25 protein-coding genes are annotated in these 26,840 nt (G+C 65.6%); 5 read left to right on the forward strand and 20 right to left on the reverse strand.

Features of this window, described 5'->3' with window-relative positions; genetic code table 11:
* The first annotated feature begins 224 nt into the window (after positions 1-224).
* Complete coding sequence (locus BLR21_RS39225) at positions 225-959, forward strand: TnsA-like heteromeric transposase endonuclease subunit (RefSeq protein ID WP_218131020.1); 735 nt, start codon at positions 225-227, stop codon at positions 957-959.
* A 40-nt stretch (positions 960-999) separates the two neighbouring features.
* Here BLR21_RS39225 and BLR21_RS43395 read toward each other — a convergent pair whose 3' ends face one another.
* Positions 1,000-1,140: a hypothetical protein gene (locus tag BLR21_RS43395; protein ID WP_218131021.1), complete on the reverse strand. Its 141-nt coding sequence runs from the start codon at positions 1,138-1,140 to the stop codon at positions 1,000-1,002.
* A gap of 49 nt (positions 1,141-1,189) precedes the next feature.
* On the opposite strand from BLR21_RS43395, the gene BLR21_RS39230 reads away from it, so the two are divergent.
* The 3 genes from BLR21_RS39230 to BLR21_RS39240 all read left to right on the forward strand — a co-directional run bounded on the left by BLR21_RS39230 (position 1,190) and on the right by BLR21_RS39240 (position 6,890).
* Positions 1,190-3,097 carry a helix-turn-helix domain-containing protein gene (locus BLR21_RS39230; RefSeq protein WP_218131022.1) on the forward strand — a complete coding sequence of 636 codons (1,908 nt, stop codon included), beginning with the start codon at positions 1,190-1,192 and terminating at the stop codon, positions 3,095-3,097.
* 77 nt (positions 3,098-3,174) lie between these two features.
* A complete protein-coding gene (locus BLR21_RS39235; RefSeq protein ID WP_218131023.1) occupies positions 3,175-4,254 on the forward strand; it encodes an AAA family ATPase in 1,080 nt (359 codons plus the stop codon).
* Complete coding sequence (locus tag BLR21_RS39240; RefSeq protein ID WP_090011791.1) at positions 4,251-6,890, forward strand: TniQ family protein; 2,640 nt, start codon at positions 4,251-4,253, stop codon at positions 6,888-6,890. Before BLR21_RS39235 ends, BLR21_RS39240 begins: the two co-directional genes overlap by 4 nt.
* A gap of 259 nt (positions 6,891-7,149) precedes the next feature.
* Here the strand turns inward: BLR21_RS39240 and BLR21_RS39245 are convergent, their stop codons facing one another.
* The 19 genes from BLR21_RS39245 to BLR21_RS39335 all read right to left on the reverse strand — a co-directional run bounded on the left by BLR21_RS39245 (position 7,150) and on the right by BLR21_RS39335 (position 25,481).
* The gene (locus BLR21_RS39245) at positions 7,150-7,707 is read right to left on the reverse strand and encodes a hypothetical protein (protein WP_090011793.1); all 558 of its coding nucleotides are present in this window, start codon (positions 7,705-7,707) and stop codon (positions 7,150-7,152) included.
* A 1,099-nt stretch (positions 7,708-8,806) separates the two neighbouring features.
* Positions 8,807-11,551: an AfsR/SARP family transcriptional regulator gene (locus BLR21_RS39250; protein WP_143028086.1), complete on the reverse strand. Its 2,745-nt coding sequence runs from the start codon at positions 11,549-11,551 to the stop codon at positions 8,807-8,809.
* 273 nt (positions 11,552-11,824) lie between these two features.
* Entirely contained in the window at positions 11,825-12,262 is a 438-nt protein-coding gene (locus tag BLR21_RS39255; RefSeq protein ID WP_090014958.1) for a hypothetical protein, read from the reverse strand.
* Positions 12,263-12,314: 52 nt separating this feature from the next.
* Positions 12,315-12,767: a TadE/TadG family type IV pilus assembly protein gene (locus BLR21_RS39260; RefSeq protein ID WP_256335225.1), complete on the reverse strand. Its 453-nt coding sequence runs from the start codon at positions 12,765-12,767 to the stop codon at positions 12,315-12,317.
* Entirely contained in the window at positions 12,767-13,261 is a 495-nt protein-coding gene (locus BLR21_RS39265) for a TadE/TadG family type IV pilus assembly protein (RefSeq protein WP_090014960.1), read from the reverse strand. The genes BLR21_RS39260 and BLR21_RS39265 overlap by 1 nt, the downstream gene beginning before the upstream one ends.
* Positions 13,258-13,740: a TadE/TadG family type IV pilus assembly protein gene (locus BLR21_RS39270; RefSeq protein WP_256335231.1), complete on the reverse strand. Its 483-nt coding sequence runs from the start codon at positions 13,738-13,740 to the stop codon at positions 13,258-13,260. The genes BLR21_RS39265 and BLR21_RS39270 overlap by 4 nt, the downstream gene beginning before the upstream one ends.
* A 13-nt stretch (positions 13,741-13,753) precedes the next feature.
* A complete protein-coding gene (locus BLR21_RS39275) occupies positions 13,754-13,939 on the reverse strand; it encodes a hypothetical protein (protein ID WP_090014964.1) in 186 nt (61 codons plus the stop codon).
* Positions 13,940-13,980: 41 nt separating this feature from the next.
* Positions 13,981-14,874, reverse strand: a complete 894-nt coding sequence (locus tag BLR21_RS39280; RefSeq protein ID WP_090014966.1) for a type II secretion system F family protein — start codon at positions 14,872-14,874, stop codon at positions 13,981-13,983.
* Entirely contained in the window at positions 14,871-15,794 is a 924-nt protein-coding gene (locus BLR21_RS39285) for a type II secretion system F family protein (RefSeq protein WP_256335226.1), read from the reverse strand. The genes BLR21_RS39280 and BLR21_RS39285 overlap by 4 nt, the downstream gene beginning before the upstream one ends.
* On the reverse strand, positions 15,791-17,242 hold the full coding sequence (locus BLR21_RS39290; RefSeq protein WP_090014967.1) for a TadA family conjugal transfer-associated ATPase: 1,452 nt from the start codon (positions 17,240-17,242) through the stop codon (positions 15,791-15,793). The genes BLR21_RS39285 and BLR21_RS39290 overlap by 4 nt, the downstream gene beginning before the upstream one ends.
* Positions 17,239-18,042, reverse strand: coding sequence for a chromosome partitioning protein (locus BLR21_RS42095; RefSeq protein WP_143028087.1), 804 nt, complete (start codon positions 18,040-18,042; stop codon positions 17,239-17,241). Before BLR21_RS42095 ends, BLR21_RS39290 begins: the two co-directional genes overlap by 4 nt.
* Before the next feature lie 38 nt (positions 18,043-18,080).
* Positions 18,081-18,791: an SAF domain-containing protein gene (locus BLR21_RS39305; protein WP_176930007.1), complete on the reverse strand. Its 711-nt coding sequence runs from the start codon at positions 18,789-18,791 to the stop codon at positions 18,081-18,083.
* 117 nt (positions 18,792-18,908) lie between these two features.
* Positions 18,909-19,691, reverse strand: coding sequence for a hypothetical protein (locus BLR21_RS42100; protein WP_143028088.1), 783 nt, complete (start codon positions 19,689-19,691; stop codon positions 18,909-18,911).
* 56 nt (positions 19,692-19,747) lie between these two features.
* Positions 19,748-20,260 (reverse strand): hypothetical protein, encoded by a 513-nt coding sequence (locus BLR21_RS39310; RefSeq protein ID WP_256335227.1) that lies wholly within the window; start codon positions 20,258-20,260, stop codon positions 19,748-19,750.
* Between the two features lie 275 nt (positions 20,261-20,535).
* On the reverse strand, positions 20,536-21,210 hold the full coding sequence (locus tag BLR21_RS39315; RefSeq protein WP_143028089.1) for a prepilin peptidase: 675 nt from the start codon (positions 21,208-21,210) through the stop codon (positions 20,536-20,538).
* A 215-nt stretch (positions 21,211-21,425) separates the two neighbouring features.
* Positions 21,426-22,823, reverse strand: a complete 1,398-nt coding sequence (locus BLR21_RS39320; RefSeq protein WP_090014976.1) for an NAD(P)/FAD-dependent oxidoreductase — start codon at positions 22,821-22,823, stop codon at positions 21,426-21,428.
* Positions 22,824-22,856: 33 nt separating this feature from the next.
* Positions 22,857-24,113 carry an MAB_1171c family putative transporter gene (locus tag BLR21_RS39325; protein WP_143028090.1) on the reverse strand — a complete coding sequence of 419 codons (1,257 nt, stop codon included), beginning with the start codon at positions 24,111-24,113 and terminating at the stop codon, positions 22,857-22,859.
* Positions 24,106-24,711 (reverse strand): hypothetical protein, encoded by a 606-nt coding sequence (locus BLR21_RS39330; RefSeq protein WP_090014980.1) that lies wholly within the window; start codon positions 24,709-24,711, stop codon positions 24,106-24,108. The genes BLR21_RS39325 and BLR21_RS39330 overlap by 8 nt, the downstream gene beginning before the upstream one ends.
* Positions 24,711-25,481, reverse strand: coding sequence for a helix-turn-helix domain-containing protein (locus tag BLR21_RS39335; protein ID WP_176930008.1), 771 nt, complete (start codon positions 25,479-25,481; stop codon positions 24,711-24,713). Before BLR21_RS39335 ends, BLR21_RS39330 begins: the two co-directional genes overlap by 1 nt.
* A 198-nt stretch (positions 25,482-25,679) precedes the next feature.
* Between BLR21_RS39335 and BLR21_RS39340 the strand changes: the two genes are divergently transcribed.
* Positions 25,680-26,822 carry a diguanylate cyclase gene (locus BLR21_RS39340; protein ID WP_090014983.1) on the forward strand — a complete coding sequence of 381 codons (1,143 nt, stop codon included), beginning with the start codon at positions 25,680-25,682 and terminating at the stop codon, positions 26,820-26,822.
* Positions 26,823-26,840: the final 18 nt, after the last annotated feature.

Here is a 26,840-nt window from a genome sequence, read left to right on the forward strand (position 1 = left end):
TGTAGGGTCTCACCGCTGATGGCACATTCTCAATGATCTTGGCACCTGGATGACACTTGTGCCATCGGTATGAGACTTGCCGCTGGCCGTCATCGTTGTTTTGATCTTTTGGGCCGTCTGGGTGGTGTCGCCGACTGGCCGCCCTGTCTCGCGACGTCGCTGGCGCGTGTGGTGTATCCCTGGCCGCTCTGCCGCTCACCGACCAGCAGCGGGAGGACGAGCCCATGATGGTTGCAGCCGAGCCTTGCTCGGTGTCGATCCATGTCCGGAGATTCGCGCCGGAGGCGGAGCTCGTGTGCCCGTGGACGGAGGTGGACGTCGGCGTTTTGATCTCCGCACTGCCGTGGCGGACTTTCCGCTGGCACAAGGGGCAGAAGCATTACCCGGGTGCCTTCTGGTCGTCCACCGAGCGGGATCTGGTGATCTACGAATCTCGGCTGGAGTTAGCGCGTTTACTGTTCGCGGATTTCGACAGGTCCGTAGATCATATTGTGGCACAGCCGTTCCTGCTGCGCGCTGCGGTTGGTGGGGTGTTGCGCCGGCACATTCCGGACTATCTGCTGTTCACCAGCGCCGGGCCGTTGGTGGTGGACGTCAAGCCGCGGCATCGGGTGGTCAAGCCGGAGAATGCGTTCACTTTCGCCTGGACGCGGCGGGTGGTGGAGTCACGCGGCTGGCGGTACGAGGTGTGGAGCGAACCGCCCCGTGCTGAGTTGGAGAACGTGCGGTTCCTGGCCGGGTACCGCCGGGACTGGCTGTTCGATCATGAGCTTGTTGCTGAGCTCCGCTCTGCGGATCTTGACGGTGCCACACTGGCGGCGGCCTGCCGGTCTTTCCCGGATCAACCGGCCGCGATGGTGAGGTCTGCGGTCCTGCATCTGTTGTGGCAACAGCACTTCCAGGTCGATTTGACCCGCCCGCTCAGCGGCGCCCATGTGCTGAGGAGGGTTGCTGCATGAGCAGCGCGGCGGTGCGTGTTGGCGTCGGCACGCGCGTCTGTTACGACGGTGAGGTTGTCGAGGTGGTGGAGTTGCTGGCCACCATGGCCGGCAACGAGGTCGTGCTCAAGTACGCCACGGACCAGCGGATCGTGCGGGTGTCGGTGCGGGAGTTGCTGGTTTCGGAGCGGGCCCAGATCATCCCGACCTCTCCTGGTCCCTGCGCTGATGACCCGCTGGAGTTGGCGAGCGTGCTGCTGGCCGAGCTGACCGATTCCGAACGGCAGCAGGTGTTGGAACGGGCCGCTCATGTGCGTGAGGTCTTGACTGGTTACCGCTCTGGAACTGCGGAACTGGCGGCCGCTGGTGAGCCCCGTCCCGAATACGCACCTGGCCTGTCGGCGACGAGCAGATACGAGTCGAAGGCTGCTGAGCTGGGGATTGGGTTGCGGACTGTCAAACGCTGGGTCGCTGATTACCGCCGCCATGGTGAAGCGGGACTGGCTCCGAAGAAGGGCCGCGCAGCGGGTGGGCCGCTGGGGCACACCGACGAGCGGTGGGTGGAGACGGCGTTGGCGGTGATGGTCGAGCACACCGGGGAGTCGAAGCCGTCGCGGACGATGGTGATCGATCGGACCGACGCGCGGGTGGCCGTGCGGTTCGGGTCGGGCGTGGTGAAGGTGCCGAGCCGGGCGACGGCGTTTCGGGTGTTGGAGGAGTTGGAGCGACGGCATCCGACGTTTCGGTTGAGCGCCAAGCGGAATCGGGATATCGCCGACCGGCCGGATGAGGTTTACGGGAAGTTGCGGCCGACGCGGCCGGGCGAGTACGTGCTGATGGACACCACCCGGCTGGACGTGTTCGCGCTGGACCCGGTCACGTTGCGGTGGATCAACTCCGAGCTCACGGTCGCGATGGATTGGTATGACCGGTGTGTCGTCGGATTACGGCTCACGCCGGTGTCGACGAAGTCGGTGGACGCGGCTTCGGTTCTCTACCAGGCGTTCCGGCCGCGGCCGGCTGGGCGGGATTGGCCCGCGCATGCGGTCTGGCCCGAGCACGGGATTCCTCGGTCGGTGCTGCTGGATGCCGATGCGGTCGAGCGGCCGGGTGCGGCGTCGCCGGCGGTGGTGCCGGAGACGATCGTGGTTGATCACGGCAAGATCTACGTGTCGGAGCATCTGACCAGCGTGTGTCGTCGGATGGGGATCTCGATACAGCCAGCCAGGTTGCGGACGGGCCGGGACAAGGGGCCGGTGGAGCGATTTTTCCGTACCCTGCGGGAAGATCTGTTGCAGGCGCTGCCTGGCTACAAGGGCCCGGACGTCCATTCTCGGGGTCTGAATCCCGAGGCGGACGCGTTCTTCTTCCTCGACGAACTCGAAGCGATCATCCGCGAATGGGTCGCGACGGTCTACCACCACAAGCCACACAGCGGCCTGGTTGATCCGCACCTGCCGAAACTGCGGATGTCGCCGGCGATGATGTTCGAGCATGGTGTCGCGCGGGCCGGCTATATCGAGGTTCCGCGCGATCCGGACCTGGGCTATGAGTTCCTCAAGACCGAGTGGCGCACGATTCAGCACTACGGGGTGGAGATCGACGGCCGCCGCTACAACGGCCCGATCCTCACGGGCAAGGAGAACGAGACCAGCCCCTACACCGGGAAGGCCAACGGCCGCTGGCCGTTGCAGGTCGATCCCGACGACATCACCCGCGTCTACTTCCGTGACCCGGCCTCCCGCAGATGGCACACGCTGGCATGGGAGCACGCTCCGTCGCTGACGATGCCGCTGAGCGAGGACGCCTTGCAGTTCGCGCGCAAGCTGGCCGCCGCGAAATACACCTACCCCGACGACAAGATCGCGGTCGCCGACCTGTTCCAGCGCTGGAACATCGGATTGGGCCAGACGCTGCCAGAACGGCGGATGGCGCTGCGGCTGTCCCGCGAACAGGCCGCAATCGGGCTGCCCGAGCAACCACGGGAGCAGGCGGTGTCGGTCTTGCCGTCAGTGGCCCGAGTCCTGGCGGCCACCGCAGCCTCTGGCGAAGTCCCGGCCGACGAGCCGGTGGCGGAGATGGGCGACGACGACATCGACGACCTGGAGGCCGTCGACGCCGAGGACGACTTCTACGCCGATGCTCTGGAGGACGTGTGACCGACACACGTCGCGAGCAACCTTCACCAGGCGCAGAACGAGCAGCGGATCGCCCCGCGGGCCTGGATAACCTCACCTTGGCGCGCAAGGAAGGCTGGCGCAGCTTCGTCGACGCCCCCGCACGCAGCCAGCCCGAACCACTGACCACAAAGGACCTGCGGCGCCTCGGGGACGACGCGCTCGCTGACTACAACCAGCGGCGGCGGGTCTGGCACGCCAACCTCGGTCCGATCAAGACCCCGCAGCTGGCCGGGCTGCACGAGGACTTGTGGGACATCGTGGACAGCAACGTCCAGGACGGGGACAAGGCCAAGGGCGCGATCGCGATCGACGCGTTCCCCGGGCTGGGCAAGACCACCTCGGTGCTGGCGTTCGCCAAACAGTTCCACCTCCGCGAGATCGCCGAGAACGGCGCGTTCACCGCGGACGGACACGAACGCTGGCCGGTCTGCCGGGTCGGGTTGACCGGCAACACCGGCATGAAGGACTTCAACCGGGCGATGCTGGAGTACTTCGGTCATCCCGGCCATCAGCGGGGCACGACCGCACAGTTCGCGCACCGGGCTCTGGATTGCATGCTTTCTTGCGCGGTCCGCGTCTTGATCGTGGATGATCTGCACTTCCTGCGCTGGCGGGCGACATCCGGCATCGAGGTGAGCAACCAGTTCAAATACATCGCCAACGAGTTCCCGGTCACGCTGGTGCTCATCGGCGTCGGTCTGGCCGAACGCGGCCTGTTCTCCGAAGGCGACTCCTACACCAACGCCGTTCTCGCCCAGACCGGACGCCGCACTACCGCGTTGGACATGCGGCCGTTCACCGTCGACACCGACGCAGGGCGGCGGGAGTGGCGGCAGATGCTGCTGGCCATCGAACAACGCCTGGCGCTGTCCGAGAAACACCCCGGGATGCTGGCCGATGAGCTGTCCGACTACCTGTTCGCCCGCAGCACCGGGCACATCGGCTCGCTGATGACTCTGATCAACCGCGGCTGCCAGCGCGCCGTCCGCACCGGCTGCGAGCACCTGAGCCAAGATCTGCTGGACGGCGTGAAGAACGATGCCGCCGCGGAAACGGCTCGCCGCGAACTGGACGCCGCGATCCAGGCTCGCCGGCTGTCGACCCGCGTCGCCCCGGCCCGCTGCCTCGCCGGATGAACCGCCCGCGCACCCTGCCGATCCGGCTGGCACCGCTGCCCGGCGAAGCACTGGACAGCTGGCTGGAAGCACTGGCCGAACGCCTGCACACCAACGTCTTCGACCTCTTCCGGTTCGCGGGGGTGACCACGCGGTGGAACACCGCGAGAAGCCGCAAACCCTGGGTGCGCCACCTCGACGCCGACCAACTCACCGCGGTGAGTATCGCCACCGGGGTCCCGGCCGACACCCTGGCCGCCCTGACCCTGGACCGCTATTCCGGCACCGGGCTGATCATCGACCGGCCCGCGCGAGCAGGCAGCCGTCCACGCTGGTGGCGCGGACTGAGAGGATCACGGTTCTGCCCCAAGTGCCTGTCCGACAACGGAAATCGGTGGATGCTGTCCTGGCGGCTGGCCTGGAGCTTCGCCTGCACCCGCCACCACACGCTCCTGCTCGACGCCTGTCCGGCCTGCGGACGTCGCCACGTCCGGACCCGCGCCCAGCCTGCCGGCTCGCCCTACCTCGGTGATCTGGGGCTCGCTCTCCTCGAGCACTCGCCGCACGGCGGGCCACCCGCCTGCACCTACCCGTTGTCAGAGGCCGACGCGGTCCCACTCGACGCCGACAGCCCTGTGCTGCGGGCCCAACGCCACGTCAACACCACCATCGCCGCGCTGCTGGCCGCCCGGCGCACCCCGGCCGCCTTGGCCGCCTTGGCTGCACCGCAGCAGATCCTCGATGACCTGCACGCCGCCGCCCGCGCGGCACTGGCCGCTCTGCGAACCCCTGCCATACCACCGCAATCCATCGCGGCGATCATCCGCGATCTGGTCGCCGACCACGGTTTCTCCGACAACGCCCACGACGATGACGCCGCCCACGTCGCGGTCGGCGCAACCGCGGCGGACCTCATGCTCGCCACCGGCTCCACCACACCGGACCCGGTGATCACCGGCTGGCTCGCGCACACTCCCACGGGCGGTTCGAAAGCCCACCTCTCCCGCCTGCTGGACCAATGGAACAACGCCAGCCCCGGACTCCAAAGCTCACTGCTCACCTGCATCGGTCCTCGTCTCAACCCCGCGCACCAGCTCCGCTACGGCATCGCGACCAGCACCCCACGCCGCCCGCGATCCGGGCACGGCACGGCACGAGCGGCCAGCGTCCCGAGTTTGTTCTGGCGAGGGTGGGCGCTGCGCCTCAACCCCCAGGGCCTGTTCGACCCGCTGCCCTACCGCCAAGCGCTGAGCATGCTGTTGCAGATCGCCGGACTCGGCGACGTCGACTACACCACCGCCCGCACACTGCTTCAGCTGCCTGCGGCCAGCAACGCCGTCTGCCCCCACTTCACCAAGACACTCCGTGAGGCCGGCGCCTGGGAACCCGTGCTCGCCGTGCTCGGACAACTCGCCCGCGCACTCGACGATCAACCCGCACCCATCGACTACGGACGCCGCCGCCGATGGCGCCGCATCTGCGCCGCCACCCTCGACAGCACAGCCTGGCGGGCGACTTGCGCACAGATCTGCCACCGCTCGTCCGAGCGCCAGGAACGCTTCGCGCGACTACACCTGATCGAATTGCTCACCGGCAGCCACCCCTACCACTACCCGCAGCCGCTGACGCTGTCCCCGGAACTCGACGGCGAGCACTACACCGCCTTCGTCTTCCACCTTCCCGCACAGCTGTCCACGCATCTGCACCAGCAAGCCCAGACCCTGCTGCGGCGCCTGCACATCGACGAACCCGTCACCTGGGAACCGCCGTTCGACCACACCGGCACCGTCTCCTGGCCCGGCCCCCACCCCGACGACGTTCTCCCACAACAACTCTGGGACCTCGTCCAGACAGGACTGACCCGCAACGAGATCGCCGCCCGCCTGCACACCACACCCGAACACATCCACCTGGCCGCCGTCCGGCACCCACAACCCAGGACCCCACGACACCAACCCGCACCAGGCACGAACAGCCCGCCCACAGCCCTGCCCAACGAGCACGATCTACGCGCCTACGTGAGCCAGGGACTCCGTCCAGGTCAGATCGCGAAACTCACCGGCCACAACCACCAACGCATCAACGAACTCCTCACCAGCAACGGAATCGGACCACCAACGCCACGAGAGGTTCTCCGCACGGTCAACCCAGCCTGGCTGCGCGAGCAATACGAAGACAACCACCGTTCCTTCGCCGACATCGCCGCCGATCTGGGCATTCCGGCGGCCAATCTGGCTCGGCACGCCCGCGAACTCGGACTCGCGATCCGCCACGGCGTCGCTGCGCACAAGCACATCCTCAGCGCGCACGGCGGGCCGGACGCGTTCTCCGTCACCATCTGGACCGTCTTCGCCACCCGCGGAGCCGAACAACGCGTCCGACGACTCCTGGCAACCGCCGGACACCCCAACCTCGACCACGCCGCCAGACACCTCGGCACCAGAAAAGCCGTTCTCAGGCACCAAATCGACCAACTCGAACACGCCATCGGCGCCGCACTGCTCGAAACCACGCCTGACTCCGGCGGCATCAGACTGACACCCGCCGGTGCGAATTTCGCGCAAGACGCAGTGCCAGTTCTGACGATCCTCGACCGAAGCGGCAACAGCGACAGGGCCACAACGCGCCGGACCGCTGAGGAAATGCCACGACACTGAGGCCGATCTTGGTGAGACTGCAGTGAGACAAGCCGAGAAACCGCAGGTCGCGCAAGATCGACATGCCGTCGGCGGTGAGGTCCTACAAGATCATTTGGGAATCCTGGTGAGCTGAGCAGCCGAACCGCTCGGTGAGCAGTGCGTGGGCAGTGGTCAAGCCACCTGAGCATTACTCGGCGGGGTGTCCAGACTGCCGCAGGCGCCGGCGGTTCAGGGTTCAGGTCGGTGGTCAGTCATAGTCGAGCCCGGCGGCCGGTTGCTAATGGTTGTGAGCACTCGACCCTGGTTCGTAGTCGCCGTCGAGCCAGCGTAGGAAGTAGGCGGTTCGATCCACGTAGGTGCGTATCGAATTCTCCTTGAGGCCAGCCGTCCGCAACTCTTCTTCAAAACGCATAAGCTCAACTCTGAGTTGGTCGGTGGTTCTGCTCTCCATCTCTTCACCCGCCTTTGCGTTTTGGTCATCAGTTGCCGATTGCTCGTCGGGCTGGATACTGGGAGCGGTGCGGTAGACACCCCGTCCGATTCTGTCGATGCGACCTCGTTGCCATAGGTCGTAGGTCGTTACCTGGATCTCCGTCTTGGGGTCGTTGCGGCCGACCGCCTGAAGTGCCGACCAGATCTCCACAGGTCGCATCGGCCGACCTTGATGGACCAGGACCCACTCGATTGCCTTGGTGCGGGGAAGGTTCATCACGTCGACGGCACCGTTGTCGGCTGCCGCAGGGGGCGCGGATCCGCGCTCAATCAGGCGTTCGACGCGCGCCAGCGCGACACTGAGCCCTGTCCTGAGCTCCTGGAGGTCTTCGACGGCAGCCACAGAACTAAGTTACAACGTTAGTACCACTAAAACAAGGCGTGCCGGGCCAAACTCATCGACACGATCGTTCACCCCGACCCTGGGACCGGCAAAGACCTTGGTGACGTCCTGCGGAAGGTCAAGGGAACGTGGAACTGGGCCGTGGTCGAAGGTCCTGCCACAGTCTCAGTCGATGCAGGTGACTGAACTCGGCAACGCTACGACCCGGCGGCCGGCCACCCGGTCAGATCAGCGGGTGACCGAGAGGCCTTGCAGGCAAGCACTGGTCTCGATCAGGTTGCACAGCAGCGAGTTCCATTTGACCGACTTTTCCTGTTCGGCCGGATCGTTCTCGGCGATCATGCCCTGGTTGCCGAACCGGATCCTGGCGGAGAACCCGTTGTAGGACCTGAATCGTGGCCCAGGTCAGGTCACTCACGCCGGGGAGAAATTCGCACAAGACGCGACTCCGGTCCTGGCTGTGCTCGACCGAGTCGGCAACGGTGACTCCGCCGCAAACACGCCAGAGTCCACCGAACCGCCGAGGAAATGCCACGGAACTGAGATCGACCTCAGATGACATCGCCGTGAGACAATCAAGAAGCCGCAGGTCACACAAGATCAACATGTCACGCGCGCTGAGACCCTACAAGACACAAACGGCGCGCTGTTGATCTACTAGCCCGCAGTGGTCGCGGGATCTCTGTCACCTGGCCGACACGTGAGTGACGGATGCACATTCTGTGGTATTGAATGCGGTCCGCTGAAATGTCCGCGAGCTCTATACCCACCGCTCAAGGTATGACCACGTTCGATCCGTGAACGGGCAACGAGCGAGGCATTCAGAGCCAGGCCTTGGTTCGGACGTAGCGCCGGATGGACCTGGCGGGTGTCTGTTGGGCAGGCTCGCGGAAAAGACATTACCGCGGTCGGTCACCTATTGCTTACTCCGGCGGCGGTTTCTGCCGCCCAGAGCTCGGCTCCGCATCAGCTGAGTGGAGGAATGCCTAGCTTTGAGCGAGCGTACGCAAAGGCACAGGGACTTGGTCACCAGCCGAAGTCGATCGACGGCGACGGTTGTCGGCCCGAGATCCGCTGACTGCGATCCCTCGCGCGGAGATCAGCTGGCCGCGGCGTTGCCGCGAGCCGGCCGTCGAGTATTGCTCCGGCGTTGGAGGAACTCGGCGAGGTTGAGGGTGTCGCTACCTGGGCACTGACCAATGTCCTCAAGGGTCGTGGTCAGGAGTGTGAGGGTGCGCGGGATCGCGGCGTGCTGACCGAGCCGGGCCTGGAATCGGATGATGTCGCGGTAGATGCTCTCGTTGTAGCGATCGAGCTTGCGAGTGCGCTCGAGCAACGCGAGTGCGGTTTCTGGCTCGCTGTCGCTCAAGGCTCGGATCAAGGCGCCGAGTGCGTCAAGTACGTCGCGGCGGACGGATTCCCTGAAAGGCTCAACCCAGGACGCTGTCAGGTCTTCTGCGAGGTCGCCTAGGTAGAGCTCGACTGCCTTGGTCAGTCGAGCCTGTGCTTCGCGGTCGACAGGTCGGGAAGCCTGAAGGGCATCCTGGAGTTGCCAGAGGTCGACCGCGACCAGCTCGGCATTGAGTTGGTAACGGCCATCGTCGTTGACGACGACATCGGTCAACGCGCCGTCGGTGGCGCTGCCCAGCGCGCGACGTAGGAGCGAGAGTGTGTTGTGGAAGCTGTTGTACGGCCGTGGCGGCTTGCTGTCGGGCCATACGGCGTCGTTGAGAGCTTCACGCCGCACGCCCTCAGGGTGCAGAGCGAGGTAGAGAAGCACTTCGCGCTGCTTGGGGGTGAGCGCGCTGTCGAGTTCGCGCTCGCCGTAGTCGTGCAGGATGAGTTGGACACGACCCAGGACACGAACAGCCAGCGGCAGCCGCGGTGATGCCAGCTCGTCGTTGACGGTTTGGTGATGTTCGTTGGCCCGCGATGACGAGGCCCTTGCAGTCCCCGCATCCTGGTCTTCGGTGCCCAGGTCGTCGTCGCATCCGATCGGCGCGGCTGTCGGTGTCTGATCGAGAGGACCGGGCGCGGCCTGGAGGTCGTCCTGCTCTGATGCTGACATTGTGGTGTTGTGGACGGCGTCCGGGCGATGGATCTCGTCGTTCACCATCCCGCGATCGTGGCTCGGTACCCGAGGATCGGGACCTTCAGCGTCGCGGAGGACTCGGAGCAAGTCGTTCGCATCGGTGGATGGCAGGGTGAAGAGCCGCGTGTCGGCAAGGGCGGTGCCGAGGCCGGGACTGGTCGCGCTGACGGTGCCGTCATGGCGAGTCCGGACGGTCGCACCTGGCCTCCACTGGCCGAGCAGGATGCCGGCCAAGCCAAGGGCGGAGCCGTTGTCCAGGACAGCCTGCAGGCGGCGCTCAGCGTGCGGGGCAGGGCTGGCGAGTAGCACGAGCGAGCCGAAGGTGGTCAGCGAGGCGGCCTCGTCGATGGCGTGGCGGGTCCGGGTGAGCAGGGTAGTTTCCATCTCTTCGAGGGCGGCGTCGAGGGAGTCGACCACCAGAACAGTGGATGGAAGCTTCTCGACGCTTGTGCCATCGAAGACGAGCAGCAGATCACTGGCCGGAACGATCACGCAGTGAGCGCTGGCCGGTTGCCCAGGCGCGGTGAGCAGGTGCAGCAGCAGCGCGCGGGCAGCGGCCATCGCGCCAGGCCCGGTCAGGCCAAGTCCGCGGGCGCTGGCGAGGTTGAGTGCGAGCTCGCGTCCGCCGCGCACGCCGACCCGTGCCGAAACTGGTGCCGGTTCATCGACGGGTTCGACGCCTCCGGCAGCGGTGATGTGGATGCGTGGCGGAACGGGCGCGAGGTCGACGACCTCCATGTCGTCAATCGGTCCTGAGGCGTGCCCCTCGCCGTCGGGTTGATGTGCGGCGTGTAGGGCGCGGACCACGGGCGCGATGGTGCGCTGCAGGTCGGCGCGGTCGCCACTACCGATGCGGTAGCGGCGTCGGCGCCACAGACGGGCAGCCGTGACAGCTGCGGTGATCGCCGCAGCCAAGCCGAGACTGACGAAGGCGCCATTAGTCAAGTTCAGCCCTGGTTCCGCTTGGCCAGCACCGTGTTCGTCTGCAGCCTCGCCTGGTGTCGGTGGGGATTGCGTTGAACGTGGCGTACTCGTCGGCGGCGCCGGCTGCTCGGTTGGAGCCTGCGGCTGGTGTTCGTCCGGTCGATGTACGTCGGGCGGTGCGGGAACGTAAGCAGTGATCTTCCAGCCAGGACGCACGAGGTTGGGGTTGGTCAGTGCATGGCCGTCCGACTGCTCGACGCCGCGGTTGAGTTGGAACAGCTCAGGCCAGCGGGGGCCGCCTCCGGGGCCGTAGATGCGTTCAGCGACGCGCCACAGGCTGTCGTAGATCCCATACCGCGGGAGCCGGACTTCCTCACTGGCCTGAACCATGCCTGGCGGTGCCGGTGCTGCCCGGTCGATCACCAAGGTCGTCTGCGCCGTGACGGCCGCCGCTGTCTCGGCGGAGGTGGCAGTCACGCCTGGAGTCAGCGGTGCACTGACAGCGACTGGCGCGAGCCCGTTCGTCAGAGTGGCCACCGCTGGCGCCATCGCGGTGTAGGGGGTGCGGTTGCCGAGCAGAGTGAGCACGATGCTGCCGATCAACGCGGCGGCAATCCCGTGCAGCGGGCCCGGCGGGCGGACTTGTGGCCAGGTGAGGCCTCGCGCGGCGTCGATGGCACAGCGGACGACGTCGAGTGTGAAGAAGAACCAGACGATCCAGCACAGCACCGCGAGGCTGTTGAGGAGGAGCTGGGGGCTCATCGGGTTGAGCAGTGTCGCCTGGATTTCGTCCCAGGTCGGCATGTGGTCGGGCAGGGTCCAGCCCACGAAGTGCACAAGAACCCGCGGAAGGCCGATGACGAGAGCCGCGAGAACGAGAGTCGCAAGGATTCCGCGGATGATCCGCACGACAGATTGCCACGCCGCAGCCGGTGTCCAGCCAGCCCGGCGGCCAGTGTTGTGGTGCCGAGTCGGCTTCCGACGAGTGGCGTGTGCGGTCACGACGTACTCGATTCCTCGGTAGGAACGGTTCTATCGCTCGCCGATCGCTTCCGTGTGGGTACGTTCAAAGCTGAGCGCCACAAGGAGCGGAGGCGTCTGTCATGCCACCTCTGCGGGGACACGCGCGGAGACTTGCAGGGCGTCGGCCTGACTTGGCGCGCGCTCTGTCGACGTGGGCAGTTGGCTCGTCGACGGAGTGTCCGTTGTGGTAACGCCTTGGCGCGTATCGCTCTTCGCGGTGGACGTGCCAGCGGTCGCCCGCTTGCGCTTCGGACGAGTCGCCTTCCGGCTGTTGAGCCACTGCGTGAGATCCGCGGCCGGAACGTCAGTAAACCGTGCCAGCTCGTCGATCTCGATGACATCGCTGGACTCAGCGATCACGTCGCCGAGTTCTCGGTCGATGCCAGCCAACTGCTCGGCGACGGCGGCCCGTCGCTTGGCGAGGTCGCCGACCCTCGCAGCTGTTGCAGACCGCTTGGCGCCGCGGGCGGCATCAGCTTCCTCGACGCGACGCTGGATCTCCTCTGTAGTAGGCATCGTGGCCTCCTTCTGCGTTGATGCTTGCGCTTGGTTCGAGCAGTGAGCCGGGTTATGGGAGAACTCCGGATATACCGCGTTGCGGTTGGGCTTGCCCGGTCCCGGTGACTGTGATCGATCCGACGCCAGCGAGTCCGAGAAGTTGGGTTCGCTCGTTGACGGTGACCGTGACGTTGATCGTGTTGCCGTTGACCGACACAGTGCCGCTGTGCCCAGCGGCGGTGAGATAGTTGCGGGCGGCTGCGCTGGCCTGTTGCGGTGCCAACCGCAGACTTCCGTGCGCGCGATAGGCGGCTAGGTCGATCTCCTGAGCTCCTGCCCGCGCGGCCTCCTGAGCCTCACCGATCGCTCGAACCTTTGCCGCCAAAGCAAGTCCGCCGTCGAGTACGAGGCCGGCGAACAAGAGTGCCGCAACGGCGATGATGACGACGAAAGCTGTCACCCTGCCGTGCTGGTCTTCGCGCAACCGGTCCATTCGCTTGCGCACCAACGTGATTGGCTTCATCAGACGTCTCCAGTGCGGTTGAGTGACGGGGTGCCGCGCCATACATCGACTGGGGAGGAGAAGCTGGAGTGGAAGGTCCTGGTTCCCGGCACGCCCAGCGCTGTGAGGTCACTGAAGCCGACGCTGCAGGACACTGTGACGGTCACCGTGGATCCAGGCTTGAAGCCATTCACGTCAGTGGACACCGACAGCGCCTGACAGCTGATCCCAGCGGAGGCCAGCGCGGCGTTGGCAGTGGCTTCGGCGTTGGCGATTGCTTGCGATGATGTTCGAGCGAGGGTTGCGGCACGAGCCGCTTGGTGTGCGACATCGTTGATACGCAGTTTGGTCTCGGCCAGTCGACCGCAGAGCACGACGAACAACAACAGCAGGATCAGCAGTGGCGCCACGAGGGTGAGCTCAACTGCGGCGGAGCCTCGCTCCTCCCTCCGAAGCGCCAGGAACCTGATACGCACTACGCGGGCGAACGCAGACTGGTATACGAGTTCGGTCATGGTGCTGCCACCTCGTCACCGGTCGGGGCAGTGAATTTCTCCACGGGACCAACGGCTTCGGCTTGCACCGAGAAGGTGGTGAGCGGGATCAAAGCGATCACCGTTCCGGTCACTGTCACAGACGCTCGAGTCGGTCCACGTTGAATGTCCATCGACGTCTCCCTCAAAGGACCGCTCCCCAGTTGAGAAAGAACCTGCTGCCCCTTGATGTGCCCATCTGCAGCGCTGCCGCCTGAGACGCGAGCCGCGGACAAAGCTTGTGCGGCAGTGGCTTGGGCAATGTGCGTGGCGTGCATGTAGAGCGCGAACTGTGCGCCAAGTAGGAGCAGCAGGAGCAGCAGCGGCATGGCGATGACGAGTTCAACCGTGCCGGTCCCACGCTGATCGGTCCGCAGTCGACACAATCCGCTTCGCGAGTACATCCAGGCTGAGCGCACGCGCGGCGTTCTTTGGCCGATTCGGCGATTGCCGTGAGGCATGGTGGTCACCGACCTAAAGGTTGATGCTGTTGGCTTTCTGGATGGCTTTCACCGCTAGGACGGCGACGGCGGCGAGAGCAAGTGAGACCAGCAGCGCGGTCACTACAACGGCTTCGGTCGAGTAGCCTCGGTCGTCGTTCCGCAGCCGCTCCAGCTCGACGCGGATTTGTGCGACTAGGATTTGCACCTCTGTAAACATCTTCTTCTCCCTAAAGAGTCCTATCTCGACAGATCACTGCATCAGAGCCCTCCCAGCACGCTTGCCAGTGCTGGGAATCCGATGAAGATCAAGAAGGCGCCAAAGAGGATCACTACGGGTAGGCTCATGCGCTCAGTGGCGGCCTGACCTTCTCCTTCGGCGTCAGTGAGTTCACGCGTGCGGAGCGCGGCCGCTTTGGCTGCGAGACTGAGGCGCACGCGAGCTCCTTCGGTCCCCGCGAGGCTCACCGACGCAGCCAGCTCCGATAGCTGGTGCACATCGAGTTCAGTGCCGAGCTGACCGAGCACGGACCAAGGCGTAGTTCGGGTTAGTTTGGCCGTGACCAGTGCGCGACGAAGCTGCTGGAATGCCCATCCTTTGCCGATGCCGACCGCATCGGACAACGCGCCGTCGACTCCCGCGCCACCGGCCAGCAGGACCCGGATCAGGTTGAGGTAGGCCGACAATGCATGGCGGAAGGTAGAGCGGCGTCGCTCGGCCTCCTGTCGAACGCTGAGGTCCGGGAACAGGAATCCGCCAAGGGCGAAGACGAGGCTCGCGACGGCCGGAACCTTCCAACCGAGCCCTACGCCAGCCACAGTGCAGATCAGGTAGATCAGAGTCGGCAGCAGCAGCCCCGTCAGCGCCAATGTGGCCTTCTCGGCGAGATGGTGCTCAATGCCCTTTCCGGTGACCGTTAGGTCGTTGCGCAGCTTGCGGTTGGGCAATCCGAGCATGCCCAGCGGCTTGACGAACGGGCGGCCAACGCGCAGAGCCCATCCGGTGGAGTCCGCGGTGAGGATCGGTGGCGGCGCGGGCATCGTGTGCAACCGGTCGACCAGGGCTCGCAGCGGCGGCCGCGGCGGGAAGGCATAGATCGCCAACGCCCACAATCCGACACCAAGCCCAGCTCCCCACAGCAACGTGCTGATCATGACGTCGCCCCCTTGCCGGTGAGCAGGTCGTCGACGTCCACCTCGGTGTCGTGCTGTCGGATCGCTCCCAGCTCGGTCAGGAACCTCTCGGATCCGCGCAGGCGCGCAATCCTTGCCAGCCAAGCGAAAGCAGTAGCGAACAGCGCGCCTACGAGCAGCAGCATGATTTGCCCGAACGCGGAGTCGTACGGCGCGAGATAGCCACGGTTGAGCAGCACCAAACCGACGGCGAAGGACAACGTGGTGATCACGATGACGCGCACACTGGTTCGAGTGCGGGCGCGGCCGGCTTCGACGTGCATCCGCATCGACGCTTGTTCGCGTGCCTCGCTAGCGAGTTCACCAAGCAGGTCGGCCAGCTGGCGGGCCTGGTGCTCTGCGGCGAGAACGAGCGCGGAGATCACCAGGTCGGCTGTTGGATCGTGCAGCTGGTCGGCGAGATGGCGGAGGGAGGGTGCGAGGCGTTCGCCGCGCTCCAGCCGGACGGCGAGCTCAGTGATCTCGTCGCGGATGGCCACGGGACAGGCTGGGGCGGTGGCGAGGATGGCCTGTTCCAGACCTGCCGCGGCCACGAGGGTGTCGCGCAGCATTTCGGTCCACCCTGCGATCGCCTCGATGCGTTCGAGGTGGTGCTTGTGGTCGATGTTCGAGCCGAGGATCCGCGGTAGGCCGACGACTGCGAACGCGGTCAGGACAGCACCGATCACCCACTCGGTGACCGCGCCGACAGCCAGGCCGGCGAGGACAGCCACGACCAGCCAGCCGACTTGCTTGCGGTCGGGGCGCGCAGCGAGCCAGACGCTCAGCCGCGACGAGGCAGCCGCGCCCACAGTGCGACCACGCATTCCTGCCACGATGAGCAGGGCACCTGCGGCTGCGCCGGCGCCGAGCAAGCAGAACAGGGCAGCGGTCGCGGTCACGGTGTCCACCACCCGTCGCGCCGCTCGAACAGGTCAGGGTCGTAGCCGCGCTCGACGAGCAGGTCGAGGGTGTCGGTGCGCAGCGGAGCACCTGGCACCGCGCGCAGATCCGGGCCTGGTCGCCAGACCTCGTTGCTGATGATCTGGGCGCCGTCGGCTCCGACGACTTCGCGGACGGAGGAGACGACGCGTTTGCTCGAGTCGTCGCGTGGCTTCTCGAGGTGCACCACGAAGTGCAGTGCGGCGGCCACCAGCAGGTTGGTTGCTTCCATCGGCAGCCGTTCAGGACCCTGCACCGCGTAGGCGGCCAGCTTGGTGAAGGCGCCCTGGCTTGAGCTGCTGTGCAGGGTGCCCATGCTGCCGTCGTTGCCCATGGACATCGCGTTGGTCAGCGGGATGACCTCGGGGCCGCGGACCTCGCCGACGATGACCCGGTCCGGCGACATTCGCAGGGACTGCCACACCAGGTCGGACAGCGAGATCGCGCCCTGGCCCTCGATGTTCGGTTCGCGTGCTTGCAGTGCCACCACGTCGGGATGCGCATCGGTGTCTTCGTCGAGGCCGAGTTCGAAGACGTCCTCGATGGTGATCAATCGCTCCCACGGCGGGATGGCCGATGCGAGGCCGCGTAGCAAGGTGGTCTTGCCGATGGCCGTACCGCCGGTGACCAGGATGTTGCGCTTGGCTCGCACGAGTGCCGCCAGGAAGCTCTCCAGGGCGAGGTCGATGGTGCCGTTCCCCCGCAGCTCGGCGAGCGTGACCGTGGTGAACCGGTGACGGCGGATGCTTACCGACGGCCGTGTGGTCACCGCCATGACGGCTGAGACGCGCTCTCCGCCGGGAAGTTGGAAGTTCACGATCGGGCTGCCGCGGTCGAAGCGCCGTTCCTCCACGCCGCTGCGGGTGGCCAGGTCTCGGATGAGCTCGATCAGCTCGGTATCGGATCCGACGACCGGTGGCAATCGATGGCGGCGACCGTCAGCGCATTTGATGAAGACGCGGTCGCCGTTGATGTTGATGTTCTCGATGTCGGTGTCGGCCAGCAGCGGTTCCAGTCCAGCCAGACCGAAGACTTCGTCGAGAACTTGGTGGATCAGCCGCTGTTCGACGTCGGGCGGCACGAGCATGCCGCCGGTAGCGGAGTTGCGTAGCTCGGCCTGAGCGTGCGCCTCGGCAGCATCGGTCAGGATTGCCTGGGCGAGCTGGCGGCGATGCGGACCATCGATCGGTGGCCGGCCGGCGGACTCGTCAGTACGAATGCGTTGAGTGAGCTGGGAGGAGAGCTCACGACGCAGGTGCTGGCGCAGTCGTTCGATGGCCGCGGTCTCGTCGACCGACTGGTAGGGAATCTGCGCGGGCCCTGGCACGTGTTGTGTCGTGAGCAGGTTCGGGCCGGCGCCGCTGGCCGATGTGGTCAGGCGCGGGTCGCCGAGCTCGGAGCGGGTCATGGTGCCACCACCCCGTTGCCGGAGCTCGGCGCGAGCGACTGCGGGGCGACACTCAAGGCGACTTCCTCTGGACGTGCCGGCCGCAGGTGCGATGCGTAGGTACCGTTGTGGATCGGCTGTTGTGAGGTCACGTGGACGTTGAGCGCGATCTTGGCGGCGGCACGGCCGAGCGCGGACCTGCTGGGGGCACGGCCGCTAATGCTCTGACCGCACAACGCAGCCGCACCCTTGATATCGCGAGGCACACGAGCCATCACGGGGATGCGGAGGGTCTGGGACACCTCTGCGGTTGGGTAGCCGTCTCCGACCAGGACGAAGCACGGGCGGCGCGACCACTGCTGGGCAGTCTGCAACTTGAGTGCGACGTGTGCGAGCTCGTCATCGTGAGGACGAGCGACGAGCAGCATCACGTCAGCGCTGCGGATGATCGCGAGCACCGGGGAGTCTGGGTCTACCCGGCCGCAGTCGGCGATGACCGTGCTGCCAGGTTGGTCAGCGGCGCGGCGCAGCGGTGACGACGGACCCGACGCCAGGACGCCGAGGGCCGCGCGAGCTTGTTCAGCACCAACAGGTCCGAGCACCACTCGCAGTCCCCCAGGCAGGAGCTGGGTGTGCTGGGCAACCAGGTTGGGGTCGGTACCGCCGCGGCGACGGGTTGCTGCAGCCAGGCTGACCAGACCAGGTGTGTCCCGCAGTCGGAAGCGGGCCATGAGGTCACCGCCGGCTGGGTCGACTTCGACAACGATCGGGCTCTCCTGGCCCGGCCAGCGGGCGCCGAGCGCCGTGGCCAGGGTGGTCACGCCTGGCGATCCTTTCAGTGAGCAAACGGCGATGAGCATTAGCGGACTCCTCCTGCGATCACGACCAGACTCAGCTGACCTGCTGGGGCAGCAGCCAGGGCGCGTGCGTCCGATTCGGACAGATGCAGGGACACCACGGTGGTCTGTTCTGTCTCGAGCGTCGCGACGCCAGCCACCACTGCGGTCCATGACGATGTCTGCCCGGTTCCCGTTGCCGTTCCGGGTGTCGTGTTCTGCCCCTGCGTGGTCAGCACCGTCACCGTGGTTCCGGGTGACAGGTCAGGTGGAAACTGGCCCGGCTTGAGTCCCACAGCAGCGATGGCCTTGCCAAGTACGGGAATCAGCGGTGCGCCGAGAACGGAACGGCTTAGCAGAGAACCGGCGGGCAGGCTGAATGCCATGGGCTGTCCCACCACTGCGGACCTAGCCGCTGCGGGCACGAGGTCCATGCCGCTATTCCTCGGCATGCCGATTTGCTTGAGGTCCTGCGCAGACAGGATCTGGCCTACGGCAACGGGGCGGGCCAGTGCAAGTACGGCCTCGCGGTCACCCAGCTGCATGCCGGTGAAGACGCCTCCGGCCGCGCACACGAGAACCAGGAGGACACCAAGCAAGAGATACGGCACGCTGCGGCGCCGAGCACCGCCGGTCAGACGCGAGGAAGCCTTGCCATCACGGCCAGCCCACGCGTTCGACGATGCCTTCCGCGGCGCCGTATCTGTGCTGGTCGAAGCTGCGGTTGTTGTCACCGCCTACCTCCTTCAGGCATGACGCCATCGCGGCGCGTCGACTGAGGTGTCAGACGTGCCTTGTTTCCAACCGGGTATTCGTTGCGTGCGCCCGCCGTCGTCGGGCGGGGGCGTCGTTCAGCCGGCCGCGATCCCCTGGCTTTCGGCCACTCGCAGGGCCACTACGGCTGAGGTCGTCATGTTCGGGAACGTCCCGGCCTGTCCTGCACCGGACCACGTCACGGTCCAGTTCACCGTTGCGGTGACAGAAAATGCGTCGGCAGGTTGCCCTGCCGAAGACGTCCGGTAGGTGTAACCACAGTCGGGCGACGTGCTCTTCGGATCGCGATCTGCGGTGTAGGGAGTGCCTGAGGTGCTGCAGGTGGTCGAGCCGCCATCCCCCATGGACCAGGTCACCGAGACGGGCTTGGCCACGGCGGTCACGGACACGCCCGGCACAGACGCAGTGGCCGAGACCGGCGTCCATCCGTCTGAGAGCCACAACCACGTCGGGAGGTTCACCAGTTGGGTTCCGCCCGGACTTGCCGAGATAGTGGGCCGCGGCATCTGCAACCGCTTCCGGGCGATCTGTGCGACCTGCTCAGGTGAGAGTGTCGCGGGACGCTGTGCGCCAGCGGGAATCCAGACCGGACCGTGCGAGTCAGGATCTTTGCCATCCGGCGAGCAAAGAACCATGTACCAACCGCCAGACTCCTTCTGCTGACCCTCCGGCGGCTGACCGTCGACTGGTACATAGCGGCAGCCGAAACCTTCGTCGCCAGAGGCATCGTTGCCGCTGGTGTTGTTGTGCCCGTGGCTCGTTGAGTGGTCGGGGCGAGTACCTGCCGAGACTTCGCATACCGGAGATGGCGACTGGTTGCAGTTCGTGCCGCCCCAGATGTCGTCGGCGAGTGCCGTCACTGTTCCCGTGCACAGTCCTATCGTTGCTAGCACTGCCACTGTTGTAGTTCGTCGCATCACTTACACGTCCCCAGGTCATGGACGCCGAAGTCGGTAACCTTCCACTTCCCGTCCGCTTGTTTCTCCACGATGGCGTTGATGAGTCGCCTGCCACCTGGCACGTCGTCGGCAGGCTGACCGTTGTCCTTGCGGTACTTGAGTGCGTTTGTCGAATCGCCGCAGTCGGTGATCGTCACTTTCAGAGGATCACTCGCTGGGTCCACAGCGGACACTTGAGGACTGAGGGTTGGACTTCCCTTGGTGACCAGACCCTTGTCCTGATCCGCGCGCAAGCTGCGCGTCAGCTTGTCCAGTGCGATTCCTGTTGCGTGCTGCCCCAACGCGGGAGACTGCCAATCAGACGTCTTCCCCGCCGTGGCGAAGGCAGACCACATCTCCCGATAGGCCGAGACCGCATGATCTCGAGCGACGTCAGCAGAAACTCCCGTTGATGACGACGGTGGCCGAGACACCGAACCATCGTTTGCACGGTCGGCGGCGCGTTGATCGCATGCCGTCAGTGTGCTCACCACGCCTCCCAGAATGAGAAGGCTTACAGCCCTTTTCATCGCGGCCTCCAAACGGGATACGTGAGGGGTGGTGTCGAGGTGGCCCCTCGAGAGGGCGCGGGGCCACCTCGACCGGTACACCCGGCGTGAAGCTGATGTCCGGGCGGAGGTAGTCGGCGAGGGCAACCTCCACGGTCAACATGAAGATCGTGGTCGCGCGGTGCAGCACCCGCAGTGCTTCGTACGCGGTGACGGGGTTGTCGCCTTTGAGCAGCAGACACATCACGCCACCTCCATCACGCGTGAAGAATCGTGTAAATGGACCCCACGATCAGCGCAGGCCCAAGAGCAGTGCGGTCGCGGGACTCGATGCGCCTCGAAGCGAGCAGAGCCAGGTTCGAGATCGCCGCGAGAACGAGGCCTGCCGTGAGTCCGAATAGGACGTACGGCCATCCGAACCATCCGAGGAAAGCCGCACACGTCGCTGCGAGTGTGACATCGCCGAACCCAAGGTCCGCACGAAGCCGAAGGTAGATCACAAACCACACCACGAACACCACCACCGCGGCCGCACCTGCACGAGCAAGCGGTCCCACACTGCGCTCCGCGACTCCAAGGAGGCTGAACTGGACAAGTCCGCCAGCAAGCAGTACCGCGACGACGCGGTGTGGCAACTGGTGGCAACTCCAATCGATCAACGCAAGCAGGAAGCCGAGGATCACCAGCCAGGCTACGACCGCCACTGTTGCGGGAGGCACCACCCGAATCACGTAGATCAACGTGGCGCTGAGAAATGCTCCCGCCAAGAGAAGCGGCACCCAGCCGATCATCGCAACGAGATCCCACGACAGCGGTTTGTCGCGTGCTATCGACTGGCTGAGGATCAAGGCAGTAGGCCCCGCGACTGCTCCGAGCAAGCCACAGAACAGGAAGATCGACATGCTGCCTTCCGGCGATGTCAACGTCCACACGGGACACCTCCTCCTGCTTCTGGAATCTGAGACTTGGAGCTGTCTCCAAGGTCTACACCGTGACCCCCTACGTGCTTCAACGTGCGTAAGGCGCTGACTTTGAAGTCAGTATGAGAGTCCAGGAGGAGCGATCACTCGTTCGGGTCAACGCTGAGCTGTTCGGGACAGGACAGCGGCACCACCGTGGTAACGCCCTGCCTAGTTCCTGCCGCCGGCTACGAACTCGGTCGCGAGGACGCGGGCCGTTCGTCGGCGGTCAGAGGAGGTTCGATCCGCGCACGCCGTCGCGGGCCTAGCAAGGTGCCCAAAAGGACGCGAGGAGTCAGTAGACGGCTGGGAGGTCCCGAAAGGGTGTAGACATCCAGTTGCGCGGCAGCGACGGCCGGGCGCGCGGTTGCTGCCGACATCACGCGATCCAGGAACCGTTGTTGCAGGCGGGCCACGGGGCCGGGACGCGGCCCGAGAGTTGTCGGGTAACGCAGGTCCTGGCGGGTGGCCATCTCCCAAGCGAGGTCGGCTTCGTCGGCGATGTCGCGTTGGATGTCATGAGCGCCGTTCCCGATGCCGTGCCGTTGAAGTCCGGCGTCGAGGGCGAGTGCGCCGCGGGCGGCGATCGCCATGCCGTGTCCGTAGATGGGGTTGAAAGTGCAGGCGGCGTCGCCGAGTACGACAAGTCCGTTCGGCCAGTCCGGTAGATCGTGGAAGTGGCGGCGCCGGTTGCCTGGGATGCGGAAGCCGCGAGGTGAGGTGAGTGGTCGGGCCGTGCCGATGAGGTCGGCGATGATGGGGTGGCGCAGGCTTCGGGCGTACGCAGCGAACCCGGTCTCGTCGGTGGGCGGTTGGTGGTCGCGGGTGCCGACGAGGGTGACGATCCATTGACCGTCTTCGATGGGTACCAGCACCCCGGCTTTGACGTAGTCGGTGCGGGCCGGGTCGGACATGATGTTGATTTCAGGGAATTCGTCCCTGGCGGTATCTGGTGCTTGGTACAGGCGGGTGCTGTAGAAGACCTGCGGATCGATGTGCACCTCGGCCGGTGCCGGTACCCCGAGCGCAGCGAGCCACTGCATGACGGCGGAACCATGGCCGGTGGCATCGACGACAAAGTCGGCTTCGATCTCGCTCGTCTGCCCGGTCGGCCGGTCCCGAACGCGCACTCCGGTGACTTGCTTCGGACCTCCGAGCAGACCGACGGCGTCGGTGGCTTGGCGAACGTTGATGCAGGGGTCGGAAAGGACGCGGCGGCGGACGACCCAGTCGAGCAGGCTGCGGCTGCAGGCGATGAGGAACTGCATCTCCCCGAAGCGCTCGTACCATCCGCTCGAGACCAACGTGAGCAGGCGGTTGGGCGCGCCGATGTGCTGCGCACCGTGATCAAGCAGTTCTCGGGTAGTGCCAGGCAACAGCTCATCCAACGCGCGGGCGCCACCAGAGACCAGTACGTGGGTGTGGTGGGCTTGTGGTGTGCCACCGCGGTGGACAGGTCCGTCGGGCAGTCGATCGCGCTCGATGATGGTGACCACGTCGGCATGACGGGCCAGCACAGTCGCAGCAAGGGTGCCCGCCAGCCCGCCTCCCAGGACGACTGCGTGCAATGGCTCTCCGGTGGGCATGGGCGAGCGTCCTTCCCGAATGGCTGCCAGGGCTTAGGGATGCGGCTGTGCGCGCATGGAACGAGTTGTCTGGGATGCGGCCAGGACGGCCTCGTCGCTCAGCGGACTGGTGAAGGCACGGGCGATGAGAACGAGCCGTCGACGTTCGCCGGCGAAGGCATGTCCGGCGTCGTCGGTGTCGTCCGCGTGAGTCTGATTTGGACGGTTGGTGCTGCTGCCGCCAGCCGTTCGGGCCAGCAACGCGGTCTTGAGATGGACGGCTTCCTCCAGGGCTGCGGTTTGCACGTCGTCAAGGTCAGCTTGGCGTGCTTTCCGTCGAGCAGCGGCCGTCAGATTGGCATCGCGCTGCGAGGAGAGCTGATGGAGCCAGTCGTTGATCTCGATGACGCGCCAGAACAGTCGCCTTCGAAGGCTGAAGCGATCGGCCAGTGAACCGGGCGTGTGCACCATCTCCGGCTCGACGCTCCGCAGGGCCCGCCACAGGTCTGCGAGCGCACGGTAGTCGCGAAGGTCGGCACCGAGATGCGTGACGCGACCCCATACCGACGATAGGCCGGGGCCCCAGGCGGCGATGCTGTTGCCGACGATCACCAAAGGCACGCCAAGGACGGAGAGCGCCGGCGCGATCTCGCTGCTCCAGGAGTCCAACTCGGCACCGAACCAGCTGCCGATCACCGCGGCCAAGCTGATGACGCCATAGGCGACCGGGAACAGGATGCCCACTGCCGTCAGGCGCAGTCCTCGACGCAACCAAGGTCGGTCGGTGGTTTCAGGATGATGGGACCACTGCCAGCACAGGCGGACGACGTTGGCCACGCCGACTGCATAGGACAGGAAGTACAGAACCAGCAGTTCTGCCAGGTAGGGCTCGCCTGCATAGGCGGCAGCGAAGTCGAGGTGACGCTCGGCAGGACGGTCGCCGAGGAAGAACAGCACGATGATCGCGGCCGCAACGCTCGTGTATGTCAGCACCAACCACCGCGAGGTCCGCCACGCTGCCGCCGGTGGGTGCAGCCAGTAGACGAGCATGGTTTGTACCGAACACACAAACCCCAGGGCAAAGCAGAACCCCAGCAAGATCGAGAGGCTGTGGACACCGGTCACTCGGTCGAGGTTTACACCGATCGCTGGTGCGGCCAGCAGCACTGCGGGAACGGCAAACAGGCAGGAAACACAGACGGGCCGAATCGCCGGTTTGCGATCGGCCGGAGCGTGGCGCAGCGCTTGGTACTTGTACAAGCCCAACGCTGCGATGCCCAGCGCTGCCACGAGGAAGAAGGCGTCAACCATGGCGACCTCGCGGGGAGTACCCGAGGGTGTACCAAGCTCTGGTGGCCAGGTCGTCACGGCCAGGTTCGAAGGGAGGGGTGTCCTGCCGCTGAGCCCAGTCGATCAGCCCTTGCGTCAGTGCGCCGGCGACCTGGTCGGCCTCACGTTCCTCGGCGCGTGAAAGCGTGGTGCGTCCAGCGAGGATGCGCAGCATGTCCGGAGACAAATCGGGATAGAACAACGCACGAGCTTCCTCCGCGGTCAGCTGCATGGGTCGGTGATCGCAGAGCATGTGCGCTATCTCGTGCAAAAGAATCAGCAGCCGGTGCACCCAGCTGCGCGCGGTGGTCACGATGACCACGTGAACATCGTCATCGGTGACCGCCCACAGGCCGCTCACACCGGCGCCAAGATCGTCGAACCGCAGTCTGACCTCGCGCTGCAGGCGCTGAGCCATCACCTCACACAGGCGGAGGCACACGGTCTCGGTCGTCGCCGAGGGTGCAAGATCCAAATCGCGGATCAACTCGTCGCGTAAACCTCGCAGGTGCCGAGCTTTCATAGCCGCATCACCGCCCTCCCCAGCTCCGGCGCGGCGCCACAGCGAGATCGCAGGCATCAGTCGGCCGCTTCATCACGAATCACCTCAGGCTTGCTTTCGCCACGAGCGCCGAACGGGTCAAGAGCGGGCTGCTCCAGCAGCCGCCGTAACTCCTCGGACTCGACCTCTGGCCGCAACGCGCGCACCAGCGCGAGCACCACCTTGGTCCGCACCTCGGCCGAAGGGGATGTCGCTGTCGCCCTCAGGATGACTTCGTTGACCCCCAGGCGTTCCATCGTTTGATGGGTCTCCAACTGCTCCTCCACACGGACAGCCAGCTCCTCGTCGAAGAAGTAGGCGGGCTCCGCACCGAAGGCGACAGCGAGGGCGATCACGTGCTTGAGCTTTGGGCTGGGGTTCTTGCCGCTGCGCAGGTCGCGAATGGTGTTCGGTGCGATCGTCCAACCGTCGTCGCCAATGGCCTCCGCCCTCCGGCGCACCGCGGTCGCCACGGCCTCAGGCGTGATCTCGCCCTGGCCAGGCGGATGCACCAGCGAGAACAAGCGGTTGAGCTTGACTGCGAACGGACGGCCAGGCAGGTCTGGCGTTCGATCACGGCGGCCTCCGACGAAGAACGCCGGGTGCACGTCTAACGCCTCAGACAAGGCGAGGACGGTCTGCAATGTGGGCTCGCGGCGTCCTTTGCGCAGATGCGCGATGTAGCTATGGGTGACGCCGATGGTTTGCCCAAGTTCGACGTTGGAGTACGGCCGACCGGTGTCGGCTCGTTGAGTGGAACACAGCTGGCCAAGGACATCGGCGAACGAAGGCCATGTCGCTGCGTCCATACGCCCCACCCCGCCAAGCTTGTACCGGATTGCTGCTCCTTCACCAGATCGGCGCATTCTGGTTGAAGTCTTGCTCTTGTCAGCCTAATGTCACGAGCACTCGCCTTCAACCGCCCTGAAGGGTGACAAACCTGAATCAGCAATCCAGTACAACTCCGGTGGGTGACGCCGGGTAGAACCGTTCGGGGGACCGTCAGGATGACTGCGCCAACTACAGCCACAGCCACATCGTCACGACCGTGTGAAACGCCACCCCGGCAGTGCGCATCGTGCGGGCAGCCGCACGGGAGCTGGGACCGGGACCGACTGACAGGCTTGCTCAATCGGTGGGGCTGGGACGTTCACGCCCCACACGCCCTCGACGAGGCCATACGCCGTGGTCGGCCGGTCACGCTGCTCATCATCGACCTCGACCACTTCAAACCCGTCAACGACGAGTTCGGTCACCCGGCTGGTGACGCCGTCCTGCGTGCAACCGCCCAGGTGCTACGAGACGCCGTGCGCGACTCCGACCTGGTGGGGCGCTTCGGTGGCGACGAGTTCGTCGTCCTGGTACCTGGCGCAGACACCGAACGTGCCTTCGCCGTAGGGCGACGCATCCATGCAGATATCGCCGCGATCAGCCTCGCCCCCGCCGCTGCCACCGGTATCAATGCGGGCCTCAGCGGATTCAGTGCATCCATCGGCATCACCGTTCACGCACCAGGTGCGGATGATGTCGACGTCGACAAGCTGCTGTTCGAGGCTGATGCTGCCCTTCGGCGCGCCAAGCGCGTGGGACGCAACACGATCCGCATCGCCTCGCCGGCACTCGATACCGAACTCGACGACCCCGACGAGTTGCACAGCAAATCCGGATCGTCTCGGCACGACTACGTGCCTCTGCAGCGACCGACGCCGTGCATGACCTGCCGCACAGTCGTTCCAGCTCGAGAACCGACGTACTGGTTCGGCCTGTACAAGCTGCTCCAGCTGCTGAAAGGCGAATGGGTGCCGGCCATCCTCGGCGCACTCGCTGACGGCCCTCAGCACTTCTGCGAGATCTTGGCGACCATTCACAACACCGCGATCGGGCAACCCGACTCGGACCGGTGGTTGCACGACAGCATCCTGACTCGGACCCTGCGCAGCATGGAGGACAAGAAGCTCGTCGTGCGGCACGAGCAACCGGCACGGTTTCCGAAGTCGACTATGTACGAACTGACCCCGTTGGCTGCGACACTGCTGGCGGTCCTCGCGCCAGCCGTGCAGTGGGGTTCCACCCGAGATGCCCACGGACACTCTGCGGATACGACCGGAACCCGCGGCACCGATGAGCTACCTCTGCGCTCCGCTGTCTAAGAGGTCCTAACAGAATGA

The organism is Lentzea albidocapillata subsp. violacea (assembly GCF_900100275.1).
Lineage (GTDB): Bacteria > Actinomycetota > Actinomycetes > Mycobacteriales > Pseudonocardiaceae > Lentzea > Lentzea violacea.

Excerpts from the sequence above, each read along its gene's own strand:
- BLR21_RS39225 (WP_218131020.1), top strand. The coding sequence starts at position 225 with ATGATGGTTGCAGCCGAGCCTTGCTCGGTGTCGATCCATGTCCGGAGA.
- BLR21_RS43395 (WP_218131021.1), bottom strand. The coding sequence starts at position 1,140 with ATGATCTGGGCCCGCTCCGAAACCAGCAACTCCCGCACCGACACCCGC.
- BLR21_RS39240 (WP_090011791.1), top strand. The coding sequence starts at position 4,251 with ATGAACCGCCCGCGCACCCTGCCGATCCGGCTGGCACCGCTGCCCGGC.
- BLR21_RS39255 (WP_090014958.1), bottom strand. The coding sequence starts at position 12,262 with ATGCCTACTACAGAGGAGATCCAGCGTCGCGTCGAGGAAGCTGATGCC.
- BLR21_RS39260 (WP_256335225.1), bottom strand. The coding sequence starts at position 12,767 with ATGAAGCCAATCACGTTGGTGCGCAAGCGAATGGACCGGTTGCGCGAA.
- BLR21_RS39265 (WP_090014960.1), bottom strand. The coding sequence starts at position 13,261 with ATGACCGAACTCGTATACCAGTCTGCGTTCGCCCGCGTAGTGCGTATC.
- BLR21_RS39270 (WP_256335231.1), bottom strand. The coding sequence starts at position 13,740 with ATGCCTCACGGCAATCGCCGAATCGGCCAAAGAACGCCGCGCGTGCGC.
- BLR21_RS39275 (WP_090014964.1), bottom strand. The coding sequence starts at position 13,939 with ATGTTTACAGAGGTGCAAATCCTAGTCGCACAAATCCGCGTCGAGCTG.
- BLR21_RS39280 (WP_090014966.1), bottom strand. The coding sequence starts at position 14,874 with ATGATCAGCACGTTGCTGTGGGGAGCTGGGCTTGGTGTCGGATTGTGG.
- BLR21_RS39290 (WP_090014967.1), bottom strand. The coding sequence starts at position 17,242 with ATGACCCGCTCCGAGCTCGGCGACCCGCGCCTGACCACATCGGCCAGC.
- BLR21_RS39320 (WP_090014976.1), bottom strand. The coding sequence starts at position 22,823 with ATGCCCACCGGAGAGCCATTGCACGCAGTCGTCCTGGGAGGCGGGCTG.
- BLR21_RS39325 (WP_143028090.1), bottom strand. The coding sequence starts at position 24,113 with ATGGTTGACGCCTTCTTCCTCGTGGCAGCGCTGGGCATCGCAGCGTTG.
- BLR21_RS39330 (WP_090014980.1), bottom strand. The coding sequence starts at position 24,711 with ATGCCTGCGATCTCGCTGTGGCGCCGCGCCGGAGCTGGGGAGGGCGGT.
- BLR21_RS39335 (WP_176930008.1), bottom strand. The coding sequence starts at position 25,481 with ATGGACGCAGCGACATGGCCTTCGTTCGCCGATGTCCTTGGCCAGCTG.
- BLR21_RS39340 (WP_090014983.1), top strand. The coding sequence starts at position 25,680 with ATGACTGCGCCAACTACAGCCACAGCCACATCGTCACGACCGTGTGAA.